Raw genomic sequence first — 21,415 nt, 5'->3', positions numbered from 1 at the left:
GCGGTCCCGACCGCGGCGCCGGCGCCGAGCTGCGGACCGCCGGACACCAGCCCGTTGGCGATGCCGGGCCCGAAGATGCCGAGGCCGAGCAGCGACAGTGCGGCGAGCACGATGGCCATGGCCTCGTCGATGGTCGGATTGGCGCCGCCGAAACCGGCCGTGAACTCGGAGAACAGCGTCGAGCCGATGCCGATGATGACGGCGAGCACCAGGACCTTGATGCCCGACGAGATGACGTTGCCGAGCACCCGCTCGGCCATGAAGGCGCTCTTGCCGAACAGGCCGAAGGGGATAAGCACGAAGCCGGCGAGCGTCGTCAGCTTGAACTCGATCAAGGTGACGAAGAGCTGGATGGCGAGGATGAAGAAGGCGAGCAGCACCAGCGCCCAGGCGAGGAACATGCAGGCGATCTGGATGAAATTCTCGAAGAACGACCAGTAGCCCATCAGGCTGGAGATCGAGTCGAGCAGCGGTCGACCGGCATCCAGCCCGGTCTGCGCGACCTTGCCGGGGCGCAGCAGATCGGCGGTAGTGAAACCGGTGCCGGAGGCCTTCAGGCCGAGGCCGGCGAAGCTTTCGAAGACGATCCGCGCGAGGTTGTTCCAGTTGCCGATGATGTAGGCGAACACGCCGACGAACAGGGTCTTCTTGACCAGGCGCGCCATGATGTCGTCGTCGGCGCCCCAGCTCCAGAACAGGGCGGCGAGCGTTACGTCGATGACGATCAGCGTGGTCGCGATAAACGCGACCTCGCCCCCGAGCAGGCCGAACCCGCTGTCGATGTAGCGGGTGAAGACCTCGAGGAAATGGTCGATGACGCCGGTGCCGCCCATGATGCTATCGGGCCTCGTCCAGCTGCGGCGCCATTTCCTTGCGGATCGGATCATCCGGCATGGAGCGAATTCCAGCCGCGTCGGGCGGCGTCGGCGGAACCTCGGTGGCCGGGGTGGTGCGCACGCCCGGCCGCGCGCCGGGAGCAAGGAACCGCTCGCGGCTTTCCGCCCAGGCGGTGAGGCAGGCCGGATCGCGGGGACCGGCTTCGCCGAGGCGCTGGCACCGGATCAGCTCCGCGCGCAGTGGGTCGGTCGCCGCCGCGACGGCGGCGCGCGCGAACGTTGCCCCCGGTTCTTCCTCTTTCCGGGTCATCTCGATCGCCGTCGCGGTGATTGCGACCGCGACGAAGACGATGGCGCCCACCCGTGCGAAAAGCTTGCCGTCCATGAGCTCGCCCTCAGTTGCCGCTTGGGAACATCCGGGCGTTGCCGGGTTGATAGCCGACGCCGGGGGTCAGGAACCGTCGGCGCTGCTCGCGGCCCTGTTCGGCGGCCGCCGCGCGTTCGGCTTCCGAGAGCGATTGCGCGCGGCCGTTGGCGGCGACGACGGCGGTGAGATCGGCGAGCTGTTGCGCCTGGAGTGCGAGGAGCTGGTTTCCGGCCTGGGTCGCCTGCAACGCGCCGGTGGCGCCCTGGCTCTGGCCGACCAGCGCCGACATCTGCGTGCGGTTGGTGTCGATATTGCCGACGACGCCCGCCTGCACCCGCATTGCGTCCTGCAAACCGCCGACCGTGTTCTGCCAGCGCTCGCGGGCTTGCGCGACGAGCTGGGCGTCAGACGCGGAGAGTGAGGCGTTGCCGTAGGTCGACTGGAAGGCGCGGTCGACCTGCTGGACGTCGAAGGCGATGTTTTGCGCCTGATTCAGGAGCTGCTGGGTCCGCTGCACGGACTGTTGAAGCTGCTGCAACGAGGAGTAGGGGAGGCTGGCCAGATTGCGCGCCTGATTGATCAGCGATTGCGCTTCGTTCTGCAGTGAGGTGATCTGGTTGTTGATCTGCTGCAGCGCGCGCGCCGCCTGAAGGACGTTCTGGGCGTAGTTGGTCGGATCGTAGACCACCCACTGCGCAGCGGCCGGGGTGGTGAGGACCGGCGACAACGCGACGGGCACGGCGAAGATGCTGGCGGCCAAAAGGGCCGCGCGCGAGCGACGAAGGATCATGGTCGGGTCTCCAGGTTGGTGAGGCCGGGGATCAGGTCGGCGGCCCAGCCGACGCCGCGCAGGCGCAGCCATTCGGCGAGGAAGGCGTCGCGGCCGTGCTCGGCGAGGACGCGCTCGATGGCGGCCTGGTCGGTCTTGGAAGACGCGGCGCAGAGCGCCAGCGCGACCTCGCCGAGGCCGAGCTCGAACAGCCGGTTGCCGCGGCGGGACTGGCAGTAATAGTCGCGCTTGGGCATGGCCCGGGCGAGGATCTCGATCTGCCGGTCGTTGAGGCCGAAGCGCCGGTAGATCGCGGTGATCTGCGGCTCGATTGCCCGCTCGTTCGGCAGGAGCAGCCGGGTCTGGCAGCTCTCGATGATGGCGGGCGCGATGGCCGATCCATCGATGTCCGACAGCGACTGCGTGGCGAATACGACCGAGGCGTTCTTCTTCCGGAGCGTCTTCAGCCATTCCCGAAGCTGGCCGGCGAATCCCTTGTCATCGAGCGCCAGCCAGCCTTCGTCGACGATCAGCAAGGTCGGGCTGCCGTCGAGGCGGTCCTCGATGCGGTGGAACAGATAGGCGAGCACGGCCGGCGCCGCGCCGGTGCCGATCAGGCCTTCAGTCTCGAACGCCTGCACCGATGCTTGCCCGAGATGCTCGCTTTCGGCATCGAGCAGGCGACCATAGGCGCCGCCGATGCAGTAGGGTCGGAGCGCCTGCTTGAGGTCGTTCGATTGCAAGAGGACGGCGAGCCCGGTAAGCGTGCGCTCGACCACTGGCGCGCTCGCCAGCGAGGTCAAGGCCGTCCAGAGATGTTCCTTCACCTCGGGCGAGATGGTCACGCCCTCGCGCATCAGGATGGCGACGATCCAGTCGGCGGCCCAGGCGCGCTCGGGCACCTCGTGGATGCGGGCGAGCGGCTGCAACGACACGCTGTCGGCCGCGGCTTCGGTCAAGCTGCCTCCCAGATCGTGCCAGTCGCCACCACAAGCGAGCGCGGCCGCACGGATCGAGCCGCCGAAGTCGAAGGCGAAGACCTGCGAACCGGGGTATCGCCGGAACTGCAGCGCCATCAGCGCCAGCAGGACGGACTTGCCGGCTCCGGTCGGGCCGACCACCAGGGTGTGGCCGACGTCGCGACGTGAAGGGAAAACCGGAACGGGGTGGAGCCTTCGGTCTTGCCGAACAGCAAGGGGGGCGCACCGAAATGCTCATCCCGTTCCGGCCCCGCCCACACCGCTGACAGGGGGATCATGTGGGCAAGGTTGAGTGTCGAGATTGGCGGCTGCCGGACGTTGGCGTAGACGTGGCCCGGCAGGGAGCCGAGCCAGGCATCGACGGCGTTGACCGTCTCAGGCATCGCCGTGAAGTCGCGACCCTGAATGACCTTCTCGACCAGGCGCAGCTTCTCTGCCGCGACGCGCGGATCGGCGTCCCAGACGGCGACGGTCGCCGTCACATAGGCCTGGCCGGTGTAGTCGGCGCCGAGCTCCTGCAGCGCGAGATCGGCATCGGCCGCCTTGTTGGCGGCATCGGTGTCGACCAGCACGGAGGCCTCGTTGGTCATCACCTCCTTCAGGATCGCGGCGATCGACTTGCGCTTGGAGAACCATTGCCGCCGGATCTTTGTCAGCAGCTTGGTGGCGTCGGTCTTGTCGAGCAGCACCGCGCGCGTCGACCAGCGATAGGGGAAGGCGAGGCGGTTGAGATCGTCGAGCAGGCCGGGCGTCGTCGCGGTCGGGAAGCCGACGATGGTGAGCACGCGCAGATGGGCCTCGCCGAGTCGCGGCTCGAGGCCGCCGGTCAGCGGCTGGTCCGCCAGCAGCGCGTCGAGATACATCGGCGTCTCGGGCACGCGCACGCGGTGGCGTTTGGTCGAGACGGTCGAATGTAGGTAGGTGAGCGTCTCGCCATCATCGAGCCAGGCGCACTCGGGCATGAAGCTCTCGACGAGCTGGAGCACGCGGTTGGTGCGATCGACGAAGCCGCGCAACGCCTCCCAGGCGTCAACGCCCTTATCGGCCTTGCCTTCGTAGAGCCAGCTCTCGGCGCGCGCAGCGTCTTCGGCCGGGGGGCAGGAAGACGAAGGTGACGAAGTAGCTCGACTCGAAGTGCGAGGCGTCTTCCTCGAAGTCGGCCTGGCGCTCAGCGTCAACCAGCGCGGACGCGGCCTCGGGAAAGCGGCTTGCTGGATAGGCGCCGACGCCGTGCCGCTGCGCCTCGACGAAGATCGCCCAGCCGGAACCCAGCCGACGGAAGGCGTTGTTGAGCCGGCCGGCGACGGCGACCAGCTCGGCCGGCACCGCGGAGTCGAGATCGGGCCCGCGAAAGCGAGCGGTGCGCTGGAAGCTGCCGTCCTTGTTGAGGACAACGCCTTCGCCGACCAGCGCCGCCCAGGGCAGGAAATCGGCGAGGCGGGTCGAGGTCCGGCGATATTCGGCGAGGTTCATCATCGGCCGGCCTCAGACGTTCAGGAAAACGGGGAGGCGCAGGTGGCGGCGCACCACGTCGACGAACTGCGGATCGCGCTTGGCCGCCCAGACGGCGGCAAGGTGCCCTACCGCCCAGAGGCCCAAGCCCACCAGCCAGAGGCGCAATCCGAGGCCGAGCGCCGCCGCCAGCGTGCCATTGAGGATGGCGATCGAGCGCGGCGCGCCGCCAAGCAGGATGTGCTCCGTCAAGGCGCGGTGCACCGGGACGCTGAAGCCAGGCACTTCGCCGGCGCTGTCGGCAAGGCCCGTCATCAAACGAGCGCCCCGCCGCCGAAGGAGAAGAACGACAGGAAGAAGCTCGAGGCCGCGAACGCGATCGAGAGGCCGAAGACGATCTGGATCAGCCTGCGGAAGCCGCCGCTGGTGTCGCCGAACGCGAGCGTCAGGCCGGTGACGATGATGATGATCACCGCGATGATCTTGGCGACCGGTCCTTCGATGGACTGCAGGATCTGATTGAGCGGTTGCTCCCACGGCATGGACGAGCCGGAGGCGTGGGCGGCCGGCGCGAACGCAACGCTGAAAAGCGCGAGACTGACCGCCGTTGTGAGGCGGCGACGTAGGGCCAAGGACCGGCGGATCATGCGGGATCTCCTGAGGGGGGCTGGGTTGCGGGGGTTACGTGGTAGTCGCCGTCGGGACGGAGGCCCTCGATCCGGGCGAGTTCGGCCAGGCGGCGATTGGACCCGCGGCCGCTCAGCACCGCGACCAGATCGATCGTCTCGGCGATCAGGGCGCGCGGGACGGTGACGACGGCTTCCTGGATGAGCTGCTCGAGGCGGCGTAGCGCGCCTAGCGCGGTGCCGGCGTGGATTGTGCCGACGCCGCCAGGGTGGCCGGTGCCCCAGGCCTTCAAGAGGTCGAGCGCCTCGGACCCGCGCACCTCACCGATGGGGATACGGTCTGGGCGCAGGCGCAGCGACGAGCGGACCAGCTCAGAGAGGGTGGCGACGCCATCCTTGGTGCGCATCGCGACCAGGTTTGGGGCCGCGCATTGCAGCTCGCGCGTGTCCTCGATCAGGACGACGCGGTCGGCGGTCTTTGAGATCTCGGCGAGCAAGGCGTTGGTGAGCGTGGTCTTGCCGGTCGAGGTGCCGCCGGCCACGAGGATGTTGCGCCGATCGGCCACGGCGCGACGAAGGACGTCGGCCTGATCCGCCGACATGATCGCGGACGCGACGTAGTCCTGCAGCGTAAAGACCGCGACGGCGGGCTTGCGGATCGCGAAGGCCGGCGCCGCCACGACGGGCGGCAACAGCCCCTCGAACCGCTCTCCGGTTTCGGGCAGCTCGGCCGAGACGCGTGGTGCGCCGGCATGAACCTCGGCGCGACGTGATGCGCCACCAGGCGCACGATACGCTCGCCGTCGGCGGCGGACAGGCACTCTCCCGTATCAGACAGCCCCTCGGACAGGCGGTCGATCCAGAGCCGCCCGTCGGGGTTGAGCATCACCTCGACGACTGTGGGGTCTTCCAGGAATCCGGCGATGGCGGGGCCGAGCGCGGTGCGCAACATGCGCGCGCCGCGTAAGCTCGCCTCGGATCGCTGGTGAGAAGCCGCCATGTCGTCCCCGTTCGTGAAAGGACCGCGGACGAGCGGCCCTGGATCGGGGATGAGTAGAAGAGGCAGAAATGTGGGCGCGGCAACAAGGGAATGCGTTCGTAGAACCGTAGCGTAGAAATACAGGGAAAAGGCGGACCTGCGGAATAGCTTGCGATCCTTCGCCGGTCAGCGTGCCCAACTTTGGAAATCGTCCAATGGCGCTAAAGAGATATCTCGAATGTGCTGTAGCTCTCGAACCCCGTACTCGATCACTTCCGCGATCATATCGCAGAGAGCTTCTGGGCACTCTCATGGCCAGGATCGCTTGTAAGAAAGACCGTCTGCGATTGGGTGCGAATACGTCGGAATCGGATAGATCGCGCGCAGTACCACGCGACCTTACGTCGCGCGCGGACGCGCGTCGGACATCCTTCTCAATTTCGAAGTCGACGATGTTGACACCGTGCATGGCCAGGTTGTTGCCGACGGGATCCCTATTCTCCTGTCCTTGCGCGATGAGGACTTCGGCCAGCGCCACTTCATCACCAGCGACCCCAACGGGGTGCTGATCGACATCATCAAGCCGATCCCGGCCAGCGCGGAGTTCGCAGCTAGCTATGTTACTGGGGTTTCGCCGAGGTAGCGAAATCGACCGCGGACAAAGCCTTGCGCAGCTCCAGGCTGCCGGGAACGCGACGGAAGCCAATCGAGGCGTTGAGCCGAAGCGCCGCGGTATTGGCGTCGAGGTTCGTTGTCCGCATCGTCGTGATGCCCGACATTTGCGCCGCAGCGATCAGGCGCAGCTTGAGCGCGAGGCCGACATGCATGCTGCGCCAGTCGGGCAACACGCCAGTGAAGTAGGAATAGATCTCCTGGCCCAAAGCGTGACCGATGGTGAGGCCGACGGGTCTGCCGTTAAACCGGGCAACAACGACCCATTCCGGTCGCGAGGCCGGAGTCTCGCGCAGTACCGAAAAACAGCGCGCCAACGTCCATGACGGGAGGTCTCGCATGTCGGGCGCATCGGCGATGAGGGTCTGCAACAGCATCGCCACCGCCTTCCACTGCGCCTCGCTGGCTCCGGTCATGTCCGAGAGCGTCACCCCCGCGGGCACTGCCGACTGACGTCGAAGGTCCGAAGGTCGAGCAGACTGTCGCAACGCAGCGCGTGGCGCTGAAACCCGCGTGCCTCGGCCCAGGCCTGCGGACCGGATGCTGCCTCAGGTATCGTGGCGACAAGCCCCCGAAAACCGCGCCCGATGGCTTCGCTCTCCACAAGGCCGAGCATGGTGCTGCCTCTCCCCCGGCCGCGATGATCGGGATCGACAGCGACCTGCACGGCAAGATGATCAGATGGCGCATAGGGCGAGTTGGCGATCTGCCCGAAGGCAACGGCCCGGTCATTGTCGTAACCAAGCCAGCGCAGACGCAGATCGCCCGCCGGCCATCGTGCCTCGCGGTCCAGGAACTCGGGCAGGCTGATCGGCGTGAGCCGAAGCAGGTTCATCAGGCGCAATGCGTCTTCGGCGCGATCCATCGTGAAGGGCACGATCCTCACCTTGGCGTCTCCGCAGGTATCTCAACGCCATCGACGAAGATCCGTCCGCTTGGGGCAAGCGCCGCGCGAATTCGCGGCCAGGCGCGAGCGCCGGCCGCGGGATGACGGCCGTCGAGCGCGCCGACGCGGACCGCCACGACAAGATCGAACGGCGCCTCGCCGGGTCCCATCACGAAATCCTCGGCCGCCACCGTTCGGAATGACAGACGGCCGGCAGCGATCTGCTCCTTGGAGCCTGCGATGGCCTGCGCGACGGCCCGGTCTGACCGGTCGATCCCGAGCACATACCCGCTGCCGATCGCCGACGACATGGCGCGCGTCAGCGCTCCGGGACCGCATCCCACCTCGAGCACGCGTATACAGGGCGAGAGAGGCAGGGCTTCGAGGATCGCCTTCAGACGTTGGGACAGCCGTTCAGTCACTTTTCTCCTCCGGACAGGCTCGGGGGCTTCGACGGGTTTGGTGCGACGACGTCGTCCGTGTCGTTTGGTTTCATCATGACCTTCGCTCCGCCGGATGGAAGACACCTTTCCATATGGCTAGGTATCTTGACGAGCACTGTGCCAAGTCAATAGATAGCCATATGGCTAACCTTGATTCGATTTTCCACGGACTCGCTGATCCCACCCGCCGTGCGGTGATCGCCCGGCTGGCGGCCGGCCCCGCGCCTGTCTCTGAGCTGGCCGCGCCGCATGACATGGCGCTGCCGAGCTTCCTCAAACACCTGAAGGTGCTGGAGGCGGGCGGATGGATTGAATCCGACAAGGCCGGCCGCATCCGTACCTGTCGGCTCAAGGCTGAAACGGCGAAAGCCGCCGAAGGCTGGCTGGGCCAGCAGCGGTCTCTTTGGGAGGCGCGTCTCGACCGCCTCGATGCATTTCTAGCGAATCTACCCGGTGAAGGAGAAAACAATGACGCATGATGCCAAACTCGATCTCGTGCTGGAGCGGACGGTCAGCGCCGCACCCGCCCAGCTCTGGCGCGCGTGGACGGAGCCCGACCTGCTCAAGCAATGGTTCGCACCGAAACCCTGGACGGTAGCGCGCGTCGCGATCGACCCCCGCGCCGGGGCAATCTTCTCGGTCGTGATGGCGTCGCCGGACGGCGCCGAAATGGATGAAACGCCAGGCTGCGTGCTGCTGGCAGAGCCTCGGAAGCGTCTGGTATGGACCGATGCGGTCGGGCCCGAGTTCCGTCCGAATTCCGAAACCTTCATGACCGCCGACATCACGATGGAGGCGGTGGAAGGCGGCACCCGCTATCGGGCACTGGTGCGCCACAAGTCAGACGCAGACCGTCAGAAGCATGAGGAGATGGGCTTCCATGATGGCTGGGGCACGTGCCTCAGCCAGCTCGAAGCCTTGGCCGGAGGGCTCTGATGACGGGCAACCCGATCAAGCACGGAAGCTTCACCATCGAACGGAATTACTCTGCGCCGCCGGCCAAGGTTTTCGCGGCGTTCGCGCAGGCCGACGCGCGGCGCAAGTGGCTGGTCTTCGCCGACGGCTGGACCATCCATGAGTATCGGCCAGCCGAACCGACCGTGGCAGGCGCCGTCGAGTTCAGCCGGTTCAGCCCCCCGGGAGCGGACGTCGTCCTCACGAACGCCACGACCTGGCTGCACGTAGATGAGGGCAACACGCTCATCTACGCCTACCACATGACACTGGAGGGGACGCCGCTGTCCTCTTCGCTCGTCACCATCAGCTTCAATTCCGATGGCGCCGGTACGCGTTTGGAGCTGACCGAACAGGGCGCCTACTTCGACGGCGACATCGCTGGCCGGGAAGCAGGTACGAGAGCGCTCCTCGATGAAGTGGAGAAGGTGCTTTGAAAGGAGGATCGCTGAACAGCCCGACGCAATCAGCGAACGGAGTGGTCGAATGATGCGTGCCAGCGATGAGGTCACGCTGGCCGGGATCATGACCGAAGCGGCGCAGCGTAAGGGGCTGCCCTTGATCGTCGCGGTTGATGGCAGAAGCGGTGTCGGCAAATCGACGTTGGCGAGGACGCTCGCCGAGCGGGTCGAGGCCTGCGTGATCGAGGGCGACGACTTTTATGCGGGCGGGATCGAGCTTCGGGCGGATAGCGCCGTAGCGCGCGCAGCGGCCTGCATCGATTGGACGAGACAACGATCGGTGCTCGAAGGCCTTGCGGCCGGCCGGGAGGCATGTTGGCGCGCCTTCGACTGGGACGCTTTCGATGGACGGCTGCGCGATGAGCCGACGCGGATCGGCCCAAGGCCGATCGTGATCCTGGAAGGGGTCTATGCGGCGCGCCCGGAACTGGCCGACCTGCTCGATCTGCGCGTCGCGCTCTTGGCGCCGGACGATGTGCGCTTGGCGCGGTTGGCCGCTCGGGAAGGAGCGATCGGACCTTGGGAGCGGCAGTGGCATGAAGCTGAGGATTTCTACTTCAAGAGCGTGATGCCCCCTGACGCGTTTGACGTGGCCATTAATCTCACCCCCTGAGCCCGAGCGTCGCAAACCTGGTCGCGTAGCCGAGGTGGTCCCGGCACCGATCAATTGCCGCCTGCAGGAACGTCCTCCGAGATTTCCTGTCGCAGCTTCGGGCCCTTGGCGAGTCGCCGGCCGAGGGCCGCGACGAACGCATCGTAGCGCTCGCCGGCCTGTGCGCGGGCGGCGGCTTGGGCCGGCTCAGGCAAGGGTGGATTGGTCGTAAGCCAGAAGCGCACGAAGACCGCCAGTGTCTCGACCGAGATACCGAGGTCGCGTTCCATGCGCGTCATGCGCCGATCGAGTTGATCGAGCCGCTTGGTCGTGGCCGCCTCCTGCCGCTCGGCGGCGTCGGGAGACAGGAAGGACGCGATGGCCGCCTCCGCGACGAGAGAGCGCGAATGATCCCGGCGCGCGGCATAATCCGCCAGCGCCTTCATGACCTCCGGGTCGAGGTAGACGGACACGCGCTGTTTTTTCGAGCTTGATGCCATCGCCGCCTCTCACAGCTCCATGCCGTCGTTGGGATCAAGCGACACCTGCCGGGCCACGCCCTGCACGAGCCGGTTCATCCGGCTGATCCGGGCGCTGTCGTCTTCGGCGTCATCATCGAGATCTGCCGCAAACTCGTTCTCGATCGGGACCTTCTTCTCGACCGCCCGGGCGTGGCTCAATTCGGGCTGGTGGCGGCGCTCCGATCCCGTCGGATCCTCACCGTCAGTCCCGCCCTGCTCGACGGCTGGTTCGGTTTGCGGTGACGGCGGCAACGGCAAGGCGCTCCAATCGTCGGGATTTGCCTCAGGCGACTTCGCCAAAGAGGGCGGTGGCAGGATGCGCTCCTGGAAGCGCCGATCCTCGAAATAGCGCGCCTTTTTTGCGCGGATCGGCGGCGTCCCAGCCACCATGACGATCTCATCGGCCGGTGGGAGCTGCATCACCTCGCCGGGGGTGAGCAGCGGCCGCGCCGTCTCCGAGCGCGAGACCATAAGGTGGCCGAGCCAGGGCGAGAGGCGGTGCCCGGCATAGTTCTTCATCGCGCGCATCTCGGTCGCGGTTCCGAGCGCATCGGAAACCCGCTTGGCGGTACGCTCGTCGTTTGTCGCGAAGCTGACCCGGACATGACAGTTGTCGAGGATCGAGTTGTTCGGCCCGTAAGCCTTCTCGATCTGGTTCAGCGACTGCGCGATCAGGAAGCTCTTCAGGCCGTAGCCGGCCATGAAAGCCAAGGCGCTTTCGAAGAAGTCCAGGCGTCCGAGCGCGGGAAACTCATCGAGCATTAGGAGCAGCCGGTGGCGTCCGCCTTTGGCCTGCAGGTCCTCGGTCAGCCGTCGGCCGACCTGGTTGAGGATCAGGCGGATCAGCGGCTTGGTGCGCGCGATGTCGGAGGGCGGCACCACCAGATAAAGCGTGGTGGGTCGTTTCCCCCCAATGATATCCGTAATGCGCCAGTCGCAACGGCGCGTGACTGCGGCGACGACGGGATCGCGGTAGAGGCCGAGGAACGACATCGCGGTCGAGAGCACGCCTGACCGTTCGTTGTCCGATTTGTTGAGCAGCTCGCGCGCGGCGCTGGCGATGACCGGGTGGGGACCGGCCTCGCCGAGATGCGCGGTCTTCATCATGGCGGCCAGTGTCGATTCGATCGGTCGCTTCGGGTCGGAAAGGAAAGCGGCGACACCGGCCAGCGTCTTGTCGGCTTCGGCGTAGAGGACATGGAGGATGGCGCCGACGAGGAGCGCGTGGCTGGTCTTCTCCCAATGGTTCCGTTTCTCCAGGCTCCCTTCCGGATCGACCAGGATGTCGGCGATGTTCTGGACGTCGCGTACCTCCCACTCGCCGCGGCGGACCTCGAGCAGAGGATTGTAAGCGGCCGACTTCGCATTGGTGGGATCGAACAGCAGCACCCGGCCGTGCCGGGCGCGAAAGCCCGCAGTGAGCTGCCAGTTCTCACCCTTGATGTCGTGGACGATTGCGGAGCCCGGCCAGGTCAGAAGCGACGGAACGACGAGGCCGACGCCTTTGCCGGACCGAGTCGGAGCAAAGCAGAGCACATGCTCGGGTCCATCATGACGGAGATAGGCGCGGTCGAGCTTGCCGAGCACCACGCCATCGGGTCCGAGTAACCCGGCGGACCTCACCTCGTCCGGGCGTGCCCATCGCGCCGAGCCGTAGGTCTCGACGTTCTTGGCCTCGCGTGCCCGCCACACCGACATGCCGATCGCGACCGCTATCGAAATGAAGCCACCCGATGCGGCGATATAGGCGCCTTCGACGAAGATCGGCGGCGCATAGGCATCGTAGAAATACCACCACCAGAAGAGGGCCGGTGGGTAGTAGATGGGCCAGCCGAACAGCTCGAACCAGGGTGAGCCGAGCTGCGGCTGGAAGCCGAGCCGCCAAGCCGTCCATTGCGTCGCCGCCCATGTGGTCAGGAGCACGATCAGGAAGACGGTGAGGATCTGACCCCATAGGATTTTCGTGGCAGACAAGCAGATTTCCTCGACGGTGACTGCATCGACGTCAGTGCTTGGCCGGCCAGATTGCAAGACGCGTTTTTCGGGGATCGCATTGCCGGCAACCTTGGCGCGCGAATACAGGTCTTGGCGTAGAAAGTTTCATTGTCCGAGACCAGCGCCCGCATGACACCTGACTCCGTATTGCGCTGGGGCAGGCATTTCTCGCCATCGGCCGGTTCGCGATGATCGCCTGGGGCCGGACTTCTAGCCCGTGCCAAAGGCGGCGCTACGGATAGGCAGCTTTTGCCATATCGGCGACGGGAGGCTGACTGACTATTCGGGCAAACCCCAAGGTGAGCATTTGAACGGCGCGCTCAGCAGCCGACTCCCTGCGGAGTCCGGAATGTCGGCCTTTGCGACAAGAACCGATTGAACCGGAGGCTAGAAATAAGGCCCGTCGCTCAGGCGCTGCGAGACCCACCATATGTTGCCTGAGGGATCTCTGATGCCCCCCTGCCGATCTCCATACGGCATGTCGGCCGTATCCATGATCTTGTCGGCGCCAGCCCCCAATGCTTTGTCCATCGCTGCATTGGCATCGTCGACGTAAAGGTAAAAGGCAGCTGAGCTCGCTGGAAAACCCTCGGACGCTTCGCTGATCATGATCGTCGCGGTGTCGAATCTCATCTGGCAATTGGCGATGCGCCCGTCGGGAGCGATGCTTCTACCGATTTCGCGCGCGCCGAATGCGGCCTCGAGGAAGCGCACATATTCCTCGGCCCCATCTACAAAAATGTACGGCGTCACCACCGCGAAACCTTCTGGAACGGGCATGTCACTCTTCCTTTGGGTTCGGAGTACGATGCCCACCTCGGCCTTTGAGGTCAACGCGGAAGCCTACGTTTGGCGGAAACGTCATCACCGCGGTCGAACGCTGTCAGTGTGCCAGCCTGTCGCGACGCCATCCAGGTGGCGGCACGCTCGCCGGCCAGGCCAGGCTGGCCCCCTGTCAAGCGAGGAGGGTCTAGGCTTCCGGTAAGCACACCATCACCAACTCCAACTAGAGTCCGAGGCCCCGCTTGCGGCCGAAACTCCAGTCGACGCCGCCGTCGCCGCGCGACACGCCGGAGACATGCTGGCCGAGCTGCCTTTCCAGCGAGGGGGACCAAGGCACGAGTTGGAAGCCGAGCCCGTCGTCGATCATCGCGAACCGGCCCGACGCGAGCGTGAAGCGCTGCCGATAGGCCCCGGCGACATACTCGCCTGCCGCCGCGCGGGTCAGCGGGCGGCCGGTTTCGGTGGCCAACTGTTTCGCGATGGCGTCCAGCTCACGCTGGCGGAGCGTCTCGATCAGCCCGGGTCGGAAGCTGACGCCGCGGGCCTGGCGTTCGGCGAGGCCCTGCCCGATCAGATGTTCGCGCGGGCGTCCAGCGCTTGGCGAACCTCCGCGCCGAAGCCTCCACCGCCGAGCGCGACCGGCTCGCGCGCGATCGCCTGCCGGTCCAGCCAGGTGGCGCCGCTCGCGGTAATCTGCTGGTCGATCGCCAGGTCCGAGCGGACCGCGAGCGCGACGCGTCGCTGACCCCGCGCGTCGTCGAATTTGCGGAGTTCGACGATCGAGCCCGGCGCACTGTCGCCGGCGCGTCGAGGTCGGCGAGTCTGACGTGGTGGGTGCGGCCATCGACGCCGTCGATCACGGCGAAGGCTGTGCCCTTCAGCTCGTCGTCGAGGCCGCGGGCGACCAGCCGGCCGACGACGGGATCGTCGAGGCTCTCGCCGGCCAGGACGTAGCTCGCCGCGCCGCGCTCGATGCCGCGCTCCGAAAGCCCACGATGGATGCGCTTGATGATGTCGCCGCGCTCGCCGAGCTCGCGCAGCGTCGCCTCGGCCTTCTCTGACACGGACCACTGGCCGGGGCCGATCTGGTCGCGAGTCCCAGCGACTCCAGCTTGCGCAGCCGTCCGACCTTGAGGGCATGGAATTCATCGGGCTGGCGGTTTGGATGCGGCGCGAGGTCGATGACGCCGGTCCGGTTGCTGTCGCGCGCGAGCTGGCGATCGAGAGTGGTCCAGCGCTCCGCCGTGATCTGGCGTTCGAGCGTGCGGCGGATGTCCTGGTCGGTCCGGACTCCGAGCTCCTGGGTGATCAGGTCGCGCGCACGATCGCGCATGCCTTCCTTGATGTAGTCACGGGAGATGACGAGGTTTTCGCCGTCGTCGCGCACGCCGCGGACGATCAGGTGCACGTGCGGGTGTTCGGTATTCCAGTGGTCGACGCCGATCCACTCGAGCCTGGTCCCGAGATCCTTCTCCATCTGACCGACGAGCTCGCGGGTGAAGCCTCTGAGGTCGGACATCTCGACGGCGTCGTCGGGCGAGACGATGAAGCGGAAATGATGGCGGTCCTCCTCGCACCGTGCCGAGAAGGCCTTGGGATCGGCGTCGTCGCTTCCGGGCCCGAACAGCCGGGCCTTCTCTCCATCCCGGGTGACGCCCTCGCGGCGCAGATAGCCCAAGTGCGTGGCGAGCGGCGCACCGCGCCCGGCATGACGCACCACGCGCGCCTTGATCACGGCGCCCCGCGATCGGGCGGTGATAAAGCGATTGGCCTGGACCGAGGCGCGCTGACCGCGGCCGAAGCGCGAGCGATGGCCGGGTCCGATCGCGCCCTTGCGTGAGACCGATCCGCCGGCGCGCTGGGCGGCGGCCAGCGCCTGGGCGATGAAGGGTCGCGCCCGTTGCGCGCTGGTCGAGCGGATGCGGCCCGGCCGGATGCGGAACTCGTCCTCGCCGCTCATTGTGCCCAGCCCGCACATCGCGCGATCGCGCTGATTTGCTGAGGAGAATACCGAAGTCGCAGGCTGCGCCTCTCAGGCGCACATCGCGAATTTGCCGCATAAGTCCCTGAAAAAGCACGACCGACCCGAAGCGCACATCGCGCCCCTTTATCCTGCCATCGTGCGGTTGTGTTGCATGCTTCTCCTCCCGAAGGTCGCCAGAAAACGCCGGGGCACGCTAGACTGCGAGAACGGCTTGGTGCGGTCATCGCGGGCCTCGACCATCGGGTCGTGCGACGAACAGGCCGGACGACTGCGGCGCCGACGCGGACGCTTCGCGCACTGGAGCGGTCGCCAAAACCTCGGTCGGTCGGCTTTCGGTCCGCGCCGGATCGGCAGCCGTCGTGCTCCCGCTGTGCGCGATGAACAGCGGCGCCCGCGTCCATGCGAGCGGATCGGCGGCCGCGACATTGATGGGGCCGGCGATCTCTCCGCCGCCCACGACGGGCGCCAGCGCGGCGACATAGGCCCGAGTCTCAGCCGGCAAGGCTCGGCCGCTCGCGAGGTATTCGTCGTAGCGGCCGGGACCGGCATTGTAAGCCGCGAGGAAGCCGGGCGAGCCGTAGCGGTCGTGCATTTCGCGCAGATAGGCGGCCCCCGCCAGGATGTTGTCGCGGGGGTCGTAGGGGTCGCTCCCGAGCCGGTGACGGGTACGCAGATCGACCCAGGTCGTGGGCATGATCTGCATCAACCCCATCGCGCCCGCCGGAGAGATCGCGCGCACCTCGCCGGCGCTTTCGACGCGCATGACGGCGCGGATCCAGCTCTCCGGAACGCCGAAGCGCTGCGCCGCTTCGGTGACGAAGGCGGCAAACGGATCGGCTGGAACCGAGCGGACGATCTGCGGTGTCTGGCCGAGTGCGGCTGCGGGCGGGCCGAGCTGGATCAGCAGGCCGGAAACGAGAAGCGGGGAGAGACGCCGGGCGGCGCGTAACCGCCCGGTGTCCGTCGAGGGCTCATGCGAGCGGCGAAATCTCCACATCGGCTCAGTCCTGCTCGTTGCGCTTGGGCGGACGGCTCCAGTTCAGGCCCCAAGCCGATTTGTCGTCGCCCGACTGGAACAGGTTGGCGCGCATCGGGCGTGCCAGCGTGGGATCGTCGAGCAGCAGCGAGACATAGTCGCCGGCCTTCTCGCCGGTGCGTTTCCAGCCGGCGCCGACCTCCGGGCCGTCCTCATCGCCGAGATGGACGCGGAAGTCGGGCGCATTCTCGGCGTCGGACGGATCGGCCGGGAGGAGGACGAGTGCAGCATCCAGCGTGAGCGTTCGGATGTGGCCGGAATAGCCGGACTTGGTGCGGGTGAAATGACCGATCAGCGCCATGGAAAGGCTCCTTCTGCTGGTGGTGGGGAAGAGGATCGGCGCGCGGTCATCGTGTTGCGCGCGCCATTCGAAACGGCCGCTGCCGTCTTCGTCGGTCCACACCGGCATCGCGCGGCCGATGATCGTGCCCGTGGGAAGCGGACCGAAGTAGCGGCCGTCGAGGCTGTCCTCGACGGACCAGTTCATGAGGAAGATCTCGCCCGCCTCGATACGGCGGCAGCCCTGCCAGATCGGCAGTCGCGACCGAGCCGGTCGCGCGCCAGCGCGTCTCCCATCGGCACGCCGTCGACGCTGACCTGCGCGCCGGCGCGGCAAACCCGTTGCCCGGGAAGGCCGGCGACGCGCTTCAGGAGCGGCACGCCGCGGGGCAGATAGCCACGCCCGGCGAGGAAGGACGCGAGCGGTTCCGGGGCGTCCACGGCGACGAGGTCGGTGACCTCAAGGCGCGGCGAGCGCTCGATCGCATAGAGGCCGATCGGCGTGCTGGCGGAGGCATTCCAGATCAGCCTCGGCGCGATCGGCAGCGCCGAGAGCCCGCCGATCAAGATCACGGCCAAGACCGTTGTCACCACATAGTCGAAGCGCGTCATGGCGCGACGCTCACGCGCAGGCGGAACGCGCCGTGCCGCGCGGCGGTATAGGTCCGCGGCTCCAACCCGGCGGCGAGCCGGTTGTGGACATGTCGCCAGTAATCCGGCGCGGCGTCGGCAGGATCGAGGCCGCGGTGCTCGACGGCGTCGATGGTCTGCAGCACGCGCTCGACTTTCGGCCATCCATCCACCGTCAGCAGGATGTCCGCGCCAGGACGCACCGATGGCAGCGTCTGAAAGGCCTCGCCGCGCCCCACGGCCCAGGCAATGGAGATGTTGGAGAGGATCGTGCCGAAGTCGTTGGCCGCCCACCGGACCAGGGCAAACGTACTTCCGGGTGGGAAGCTGACGACCCGTCGGCGGCGATCGAGAATCTGTTCGCGCGCGTGGCGGCCGAACCGGATCCAGTCCTCCTGCCGCTTCTCGATCCAGGTCAGCTCGACGTGGGTGAGCGGGTCGGATGCGGCGTCGGCGGAGCTCTGGTCGCGCCTCGCGGGGCTGGCGTCGGGGGCGATCATTGATCACCTCCTGCGTTCTCGGGATACTCACGCGCGAGCAGCGCGCGCAGCATGTCGGCGACGGTTTGCGCACGCTGGAACGCGGCGATCTTGATCCGTCCGCGCAGCTCCGGCGTGACGTCGATGGTTAGCCGGGCCGTGAAGGCGGCGGCATCGCCGCTTCGCGGCCGTTGCGGGTCGCAGGCCTTGATCCAGCTGTCCGGATCAGCGGGACGCTTGGCGAAGGCACGCTTCGACGACCGCTCGGTCACCATGTGATCCTCCCGATTTCGGCGCAGAGGGCGGTGATCTCGCGCGCCGCTCGGCTGTGTCCGTCGACCTCCGAGACGAGCCGTCCGGATTGGGCGGTGTCGGCGAAGGCGACGCGCTGGCCGATGGTGGAAGCCAGCAGCGGCGGATCGTGGTCGGCGAGCGTCTCGGCGGTGTCGCGGGCGATGACGGTGCGCGCGGCGCAGCGGTTGAGCACGAAGCGTGCGGCGAGATGCGGGCGGTAGATGCGCGCCTCGCCGAGCAGCGACAGCATCTCGGCGGACGCCCAGCGTCGAACGGCGACGGTTGTACCGGGATCAGGATCAGATCGGCGGCGAGCAAGGCCGATCGCATCAGCCCGGCGACGCGCGGCGGGCCGTCGATGACGATGTGATCGGCGTCCCGCGCCAGCTCGGGTGCTTCACGGTGGAGGGTGTCTCGCGCCAGACCGACGACGCCGAACAGGCGCGGCAGGCGTTCACGGGCGCGCTGCTGCGACCAATCGAGCGCGGAGCCTTGCGGGTCCGCGTCGATCAGGGTGACGCGCAGGCCGTGGCGTGCCCATTCGCCGGCGAGATGCAAAGCGAGCGTTGTCTTGCCGACGCCGCCCTTCTGGTTGAGGAGCGCGACGATCATGACGCGCTCCGGAGCAGGGCCTGGTGGTTATCCGCAGGCGTGCAAAACGGCGGCCGCGTTAGAAAGATTCCGAAGGAATCTAGGTTAGGTAAGTTACGGGCCCCAAGCTGCTGAATCGAAACCTGGAATCGGCGATTCCGGTCCCCGATAGCACGAGAATCGGGTCCCCGATGGCACGATAGGGGCGGTCCCCGATAGCACGAGACGATTCACAGCTTATCCCCTGATCGAATTGGCGACCGGCGGTGACGCCGCGGTGTCCCGAGCGCGTCGGGATCGGTGGTGACGAAGGACAGGATTTCAGGGCCGCCGGCGCACGGCTCGATGCGCAAGCGATAGCCGGGCAGCGGCTGGCGGCGGACGATGTCGCGCAGGTCGTAGGCGAAGTGCTTGAGCGGCGAGAGGCTGCCCGACTTGGCGTGGAGGTGCGCGAAGTCGAAGCGCCAGCCGTGCTCCTGGCGACCGCCATGCTTGCGGACGAGCCGATAGAGCCAGCGCTCAAGGCCCCCGGTGAGGTCGAAATAGGCGCGGTCGATGGTCAGCACGAGCGCGTCGTCGAGCACCGCGGCGTAGAACCAGTCGGGCACGATCAGTTCGAGGCCGTGCGGCCGGCCGCGCGCGTCGGCCTTCTCCTTCCACTCGTTGATCCAGGAGAAGCGGTGCATCCGCCGCTCATTGGGCTGGCGGATCGAAGTCGCGATCGTGGTCGATTGCAGCCGGTCGAGCGCCGCCTTCAGGCGGTCATAGTCGCGTAGAGACACGCCGCGACCGATGAAGTTCAGGATCTCGTAGGGCGTCGTCCCCATCAGCCGCGACGGGCGCAGGCCGGCATCACGCGCCTCGACGATCTGGCTCGCGGCCCAGATCAGCACGTCGGCGTCCCAGATGGTCGCCATGCCGTGCTCCGGCACGGCTTCGACCCGGATGACGACCGGACCCGCCTTGAAGGCGATCGGCGCGAGGCGCTTCGATTTGGCGAGCGAGAAGAACGGATAGGCCATGAGATCCTGCGCATCCCTGGGCGCCAGGCCGCCGGGCAGCGCTCGGAAGAGATCGAGCTGCTCGCGTTCGTGGCGTGGGCGAGGCGGTGACATCCGGGGACGTCTCAACGGGCCTGGCGGCCGGCGCGGACCGGCGCCGCAGGTTCATGGCGCTTGGCGGGAAGGACGCTCCCGCGCGGGTCGGAGGTGGAGGTGACCGCGCCGCGATCGGCCCAGGCCTGCAGGTCGTCGACGGCGTAGACGACACGGCCGCCGAGCTTGCGATAGGCGGGACCAGTGCCATAGGTCCTGTGTTTTTCCAGGGTGCGGCCGGACAGACCGAGGAAACGTGCGGCTTCGGGTGTGCGGAGATAGCGCGGCGGCAAGCCGGCTGCGTTGGCGGACATGATCGGGCCTCCGGGGCGTTCGGTGAGGCCGCTGGCGATTAGCGGCGAGCGAAGGCCATGGTGGCGAAGAGCTGCCGCGCGGGGGGATGGCGAAGATGGGTGGGCTTAAATCGCACCCCTTTGGGCGTTCAGGTACGGCGTCGGCTGCGCAGCAGCTTGCGATAGCCGCCGGCGATCAGCGCTGCGCCGTCCTTGACGAGGTCGATGGTGCTGTCTCGAAGCGCGGAGGTCTTCCACGCGGCCTCGCCGACCCGTGAAGCACCGTAGATCGCGGCGGCGATCTCGCGATAACTTGCGCCGTTCATGTGCCCGTCAACCGCTTGCAGCATGTAACGCAGCCGGCGTCGCTGCTGGGCGGTGAGACGGCCGTCCGGCGGTACGGACCGCTTGTTGAGGGCGCGCCATAGCCGTGTCACAGCTTCGATCCGGTCGAGCCCGTCTGCGCCGAGGGGGACGAGCGCCGCGAGGGGCTGGGTGGGAACGGCAGCGTCGACAAGAAGGAGGCGGACGGCTTTCGGTCCGCGTCCGTAGACCATGCTGAGCCCGTCGACGCCTGCACGGGCGTCGCCAAGCTCTCGGCCAGAAGACAATCCGCCGTCCAAACCCGGGATCGGCGGAACCGCTGCTACAATGACGCTGCCTGGATCAATCTCCGGCGCCCAGAACACCGTCGTCTCAGTTGCGTTGAGGATCGGTGGGACGGGGAAATCGCAACCCCCATCGCAGGCGCACTCCCTCGGTGATGATCTGCAGGCTGGTGGCGGGCCGCTCGGTGTCAGCGTAATCGCGTTGATAATCGCGGTTGCGGCGCAGACATTCCCAGGCGAGGTCCGGGGCAATGAGTTGGTCGAGGAAATCGTAGCCGGGTGAAGTGCGCCACCCGGACGTGTCGGGCGTCATCGGTATCCTCCTGGTCGCACGCGTGCGGGACGGGGAAGAGACGATCCACGGTTGAGCGAGGCGCGGGAAGTCAGCGCGTCGGCAATGGGTGATGCCGCGGCGGCATCGCGCTTAGTGATGGCCTTCACGGACGAGCTGGCGGTAGCCGTGCTCGGTCATCCAGCGCGCGCGCGCCAGGTGGCTGTGGTGAACGCGTTGGGCCCGTTCGGGCTCGCGGTCCGGATCGATGCCGAACAGCAACGCGACCGCCTCTCGCCAGTCGGCTCCATCGGTGTCGGCGTCGAGCAGGCGCAAATAGAGCTTCACATGCGTGCGGTCGTAGGCGGTCAGCGCCGGGCTCTCCGGCGGCTGATCAAGGAATTCTTGCTGGGTCATGCGTTCCCCCCGCCGTGATGAGCGCCGCTGAATCAGCGGTTAACCATATCCAGAATTCTGCGACATGCGAGGGGCGATGGGGGACATCACCCGATGAACGCGCGGCATCACCGCCGGGTCGCC

At 67.1% G+C, this 21,415-nt stretch carries 25 protein-coding genes and 5 pseudogenes; 5 read left to right on the top strand and 25 right to left on the bottom strand.

The features are described from left to right. The 7 genes and pseudogenes from trbL to trbB all read right to left on the bottom strand — a co-directional run. Positions 1 to 833, bottom strand: an 833-nt coding sequence (gene trbL / locus NW75_RS11625) for a P-type conjugative transfer protein TrbL (protein ID WP_033965395.1), incomplete at its 3' end; no start/stop codon positions are given. A gap of 4 nt (positions 834 to 837) precedes the next feature. After that, on the bottom strand, positions 838 to 1,221 hold the full coding sequence (gene trbK-alt / locus NW75_RS11620; protein WP_033965394.1) for a putative entry exclusion protein TrbK-alt: 384 nt from the start codon (positions 1,219 to 1,221) through the stop codon (positions 838 to 840). A 10-nt stretch (positions 1,222 to 1,231) separates the two neighbouring features. Then, positions 1,232 to 1,993: a P-type conjugative transfer protein TrbJ gene (gene trbJ, locus NW75_RS11615; protein WP_033965393.1), complete on the bottom strand. Its 762-nt coding sequence runs from the start codon at positions 1,991 to 1,993 to the stop codon at positions 1,232 to 1,234. Then, positions 1,990 to 4,428, bottom strand: a pseudogene (gene trbE / locus NW75_RS11610) (conjugal transfer protein TrbE). Before trbE ends, trbJ begins: the two are co-directional and overlap by 4 nt. A 9-nt stretch (positions 4,429 to 4,437) precedes the next feature. Then, positions 4,438 to 4,719, bottom strand: coding sequence for a VirB3 family type IV secretion system protein (locus tag NW75_RS11605; protein WP_033965392.1), 282 nt, complete (start codon positions 4,717 to 4,719; stop codon positions 4,438 to 4,440). Continuing rightward, the gene (locus NW75_RS11600; protein ID WP_033965391.1) at positions 4,719 to 5,051 is read right to left on the bottom strand and encodes a TrbC/VirB2 family protein; all 333 of its coding nucleotides are present in this window, start codon (positions 5,049 to 5,051) and stop codon (positions 4,719 to 4,721) included. The genes NW75_RS11605 and NW75_RS11600 overlap by 1 nt, the downstream gene beginning before the upstream one ends. Beyond that, positions 5,048 to 6,030: pseudogene (gene trbB / locus NW75_RS11595) on the bottom strand (P-type conjugative transfer ATPase TrbB). Before trbB ends, NW75_RS11600 begins: the two are co-directional and overlap by 4 nt. A gap of 355 nt (positions 6,031 to 6,385) precedes the next feature. On the opposite strand from trbB, the gene NW75_RS11590 reads away from it, so the two are divergent. Next, positions 6,386 to 6,652, top strand: a complete 267-nt coding sequence (locus tag NW75_RS11590; RefSeq protein WP_331386108.1) for a VOC family protein — start codon at positions 6,386 to 6,388, stop codon at positions 6,650 to 6,652. Here the strand turns inward: NW75_RS11590 and NW75_RS11585 are convergent. The 3 genes from NW75_RS11585 to NW75_RS11575 are packed head-to-tail and all read right to left on the bottom strand — an operon-like array spanning position 6,630 to position 7,989. Then, a complete protein-coding gene (locus tag NW75_RS11585) occupies positions 6,630 to 7,097 on the bottom strand; it encodes a GNAT family N-acetyltransferase (protein WP_156143026.1) in 468 nt (155 codons plus the stop codon). The two genes, NW75_RS11590 and NW75_RS11585, sit on opposite strands and share 23 nt — an antisense overlap. An 11-nt stretch (positions 7,098 to 7,108) precedes the next feature. Next, complete coding sequence (locus tag NW75_RS11580) at positions 7,109 to 7,567, bottom strand: GNAT family N-acetyltransferase (protein ID WP_033965388.1); 459 nt, start codon at positions 7,565 to 7,567, stop codon at positions 7,109 to 7,111. Next, positions 7,564 to 7,989 (bottom strand): SAM-dependent methyltransferase, encoded by a 426-nt coding sequence (locus tag NW75_RS11575; RefSeq protein ID WP_033965387.1) that lies wholly within the window; start codon positions 7,987 to 7,989, stop codon positions 7,564 to 7,566. The genes NW75_RS11580 and NW75_RS11575 overlap by 4 nt, the downstream gene beginning before the upstream one ends. Positions 7,990 to 8,150: 161 nt before the next feature. Here NW75_RS11575 and NW75_RS11570 point away from each other — a divergent pair, with 161 nt between their 5' ends. From NW75_RS11570 to NW75_RS22930, 4 genes are read left to right on the top strand one after another with little or no spacing between them, the layout of a single operon-like run. Beyond that, positions 8,151 to 8,489, top strand: a complete 339-nt coding sequence (locus NW75_RS11570) for an ArsR/SmtB family transcription factor (RefSeq protein ID WP_033965386.1) — start codon at positions 8,151 to 8,153, stop codon at positions 8,487 to 8,489. Then, the gene (locus NW75_RS11565) at positions 8,479 to 8,946 is read left to right on the top strand and encodes an SRPBCC family protein (RefSeq protein ID WP_033965385.1); all 468 of its coding nucleotides are present in this window, start codon (positions 8,479 to 8,481) and stop codon (positions 8,944 to 8,946) included. The genes NW75_RS11570 and NW75_RS11565 overlap by 11 nt, the downstream gene beginning before the upstream one ends. Beyond that, on the top strand, positions 8,946 to 9,401 hold the full coding sequence (locus NW75_RS11560) for an SRPBCC domain-containing protein (protein ID WP_033965384.1): 456 nt from the start codon (positions 8,946 to 8,948) through the stop codon (positions 9,399 to 9,401). The genes NW75_RS11565 and NW75_RS11560 overlap by 1 nt, the downstream gene beginning before the upstream one ends. A gap of 49 nt (positions 9,402 to 9,450) precedes the next feature. Beyond that, entirely contained in the window at positions 9,451 to 10,038 is a 588-nt protein-coding gene (locus NW75_RS22930; protein ID WP_052192375.1) for a uridine kinase family protein, read from the top strand. Positions 10,039 to 10,088: 50 nt separating this feature from the next. Here the strand turns inward: NW75_RS22930 and NW75_RS11550 are convergent, their stop codons facing one another. The 15 genes and pseudogenes from NW75_RS11550 to NW75_RS11480 form a co-directional block, all read right to left on the bottom strand. Further along, positions 10,089 to 10,517 (bottom strand): ribbon-helix-helix protein, CopG family, encoded by a 429-nt coding sequence (locus NW75_RS11550; RefSeq protein WP_033965383.1) that lies wholly within the window; start codon positions 10,515 to 10,517, stop codon positions 10,089 to 10,091. Positions 10,518 to 10,526: 9 nt separating this feature from the next. Next, complete coding sequence (locus NW75_RS11545) at positions 10,527 to 12,512, bottom strand: conjugal transfer protein TraG (protein WP_033965409.1); 1,986 nt, start codon at positions 12,510 to 12,512, stop codon at positions 10,527 to 10,529. Positions 12,513 to 12,920: 408 nt separating this feature from the next. Then, positions 12,921 to 13,313 (bottom strand): VOC family protein, encoded by a 393-nt coding sequence (locus NW75_RS11540; protein ID WP_033965381.1) that lies wholly within the window; start codon positions 13,311 to 13,313, stop codon positions 12,921 to 12,923. A 226-nt stretch (positions 13,314 to 13,539) separates the two neighbouring features. Beyond that, positions 13,540 to 15,276: pseudogene (locus tag NW75_RS11535) on the bottom strand (relaxase/mobilization nuclease domain-containing protein). A gap of 244 nt (positions 15,277 to 15,520) precedes the next feature. After that, positions 15,521 to 16,297 carry a lytic transglycosylase domain-containing protein gene (locus NW75_RS11530; RefSeq protein WP_052192374.1) on the bottom strand — a complete coding sequence of 259 codons (777 nt, stop codon included), beginning with the start codon at positions 16,295 to 16,297 and terminating at the stop codon, positions 15,521 to 15,523. 4 nt (positions 16,298 to 16,301) lie between these two features. After that, on the bottom strand, positions 16,302 to 16,637 hold the full coding sequence (locus tag NW75_RS11525; protein ID WP_033965406.1) for a DUF736 domain-containing protein: 336 nt from the start codon (positions 16,635 to 16,637) through the stop codon (positions 16,302 to 16,304). A 156-nt stretch (positions 16,638 to 16,793) separates the two neighbouring features. Beyond that, positions 16,794 to 17,227: pseudogene (locus tag NW75_RS11520) on the bottom strand (S26 family signal peptidase); the annotation flags it as partial. Continuing rightward, on the bottom strand, positions 17,224 to 17,745 hold the full coding sequence (locus tag NW75_RS11515) for a DUF2840 domain-containing protein (protein ID WP_033965380.1): 522 nt from the start codon (positions 17,743 to 17,745) through the stop codon (positions 17,224 to 17,226). The gene NW75_RS11515 and the pseudogene NW75_RS11520, both read right to left, overlap by 4 nt. Continuing rightward, on the bottom strand, positions 17,742 to 17,996 hold the full coding sequence (locus NW75_RS11510) for a hypothetical protein (RefSeq protein ID WP_033965404.1): 255 nt from the start codon (positions 17,994 to 17,996) through the stop codon (positions 17,742 to 17,744). The genes NW75_RS11515 and NW75_RS11510 overlap by 4 nt, the downstream gene beginning before the upstream one ends. After that, positions 17,993 to 18,630, bottom strand: a pseudogene (parA, locus tag NW75_RS11505) (ParA family partition ATPase). Before parA ends, NW75_RS11510 begins: the two are co-directional and overlap by 4 nt. Before the next feature lie 209 nt (positions 18,631 to 18,839). Next, positions 18,840 to 19,724 (bottom strand): replication initiator protein A, encoded by an 885-nt coding sequence (locus NW75_RS11500; RefSeq protein ID WP_033965379.1) that lies wholly within the window; start codon positions 19,722 to 19,724, stop codon positions 18,840 to 18,842. An 11-nt stretch (positions 19,725 to 19,735) separates the two neighbouring features. After that, a complete protein-coding gene (locus tag NW75_RS11495; RefSeq protein ID WP_033965377.1) occupies positions 19,736 to 20,017 on the bottom strand; it encodes a helix-turn-helix transcriptional regulator in 282 nt (93 codons plus the stop codon). Between the two features lie 128 nt (positions 20,018 to 20,145). Continuing rightward, positions 20,146 to 20,685 carry a DUF2285 domain-containing protein gene (locus NW75_RS11490; protein WP_033965375.1) on the bottom strand — a complete coding sequence of 180 codons (540 nt, stop codon included), beginning with the start codon at positions 20,683 to 20,685 and terminating at the stop codon, positions 20,146 to 20,148. A 7-nt stretch (positions 20,686 to 20,692) separates the two neighbouring features. Further along, entirely contained in the window at positions 20,693 to 20,917 is a 225-nt protein-coding gene (locus NW75_RS11485) for a transcriptional regulator domain-containing protein (RefSeq protein WP_033965374.1), read from the bottom strand. 111 nt (positions 20,918 to 21,028) lie between these two features. After that, positions 21,029 to 21,292 (bottom strand): DNA -binding domain-containing protein, encoded by a 264-nt coding sequence (locus NW75_RS11480; protein WP_033965373.1) that lies wholly within the window; start codon positions 21,290 to 21,292, stop codon positions 21,029 to 21,031. Between the last annotated feature and the right edge of the window lie 123 nt (positions 21,293 to 21,415).

The organism is Sphingomonas sp. Ant H11 (genome assembly GCF_000797515.1).
Taxonomy (GTDB): domain Bacteria; phylum Pseudomonadota; class Alphaproteobacteria; order Sphingomonadales; family Sphingomonadaceae; genus Sphingomonas.
This window is presented reverse-complemented; position numbering and strand designations above follow the sequence as displayed.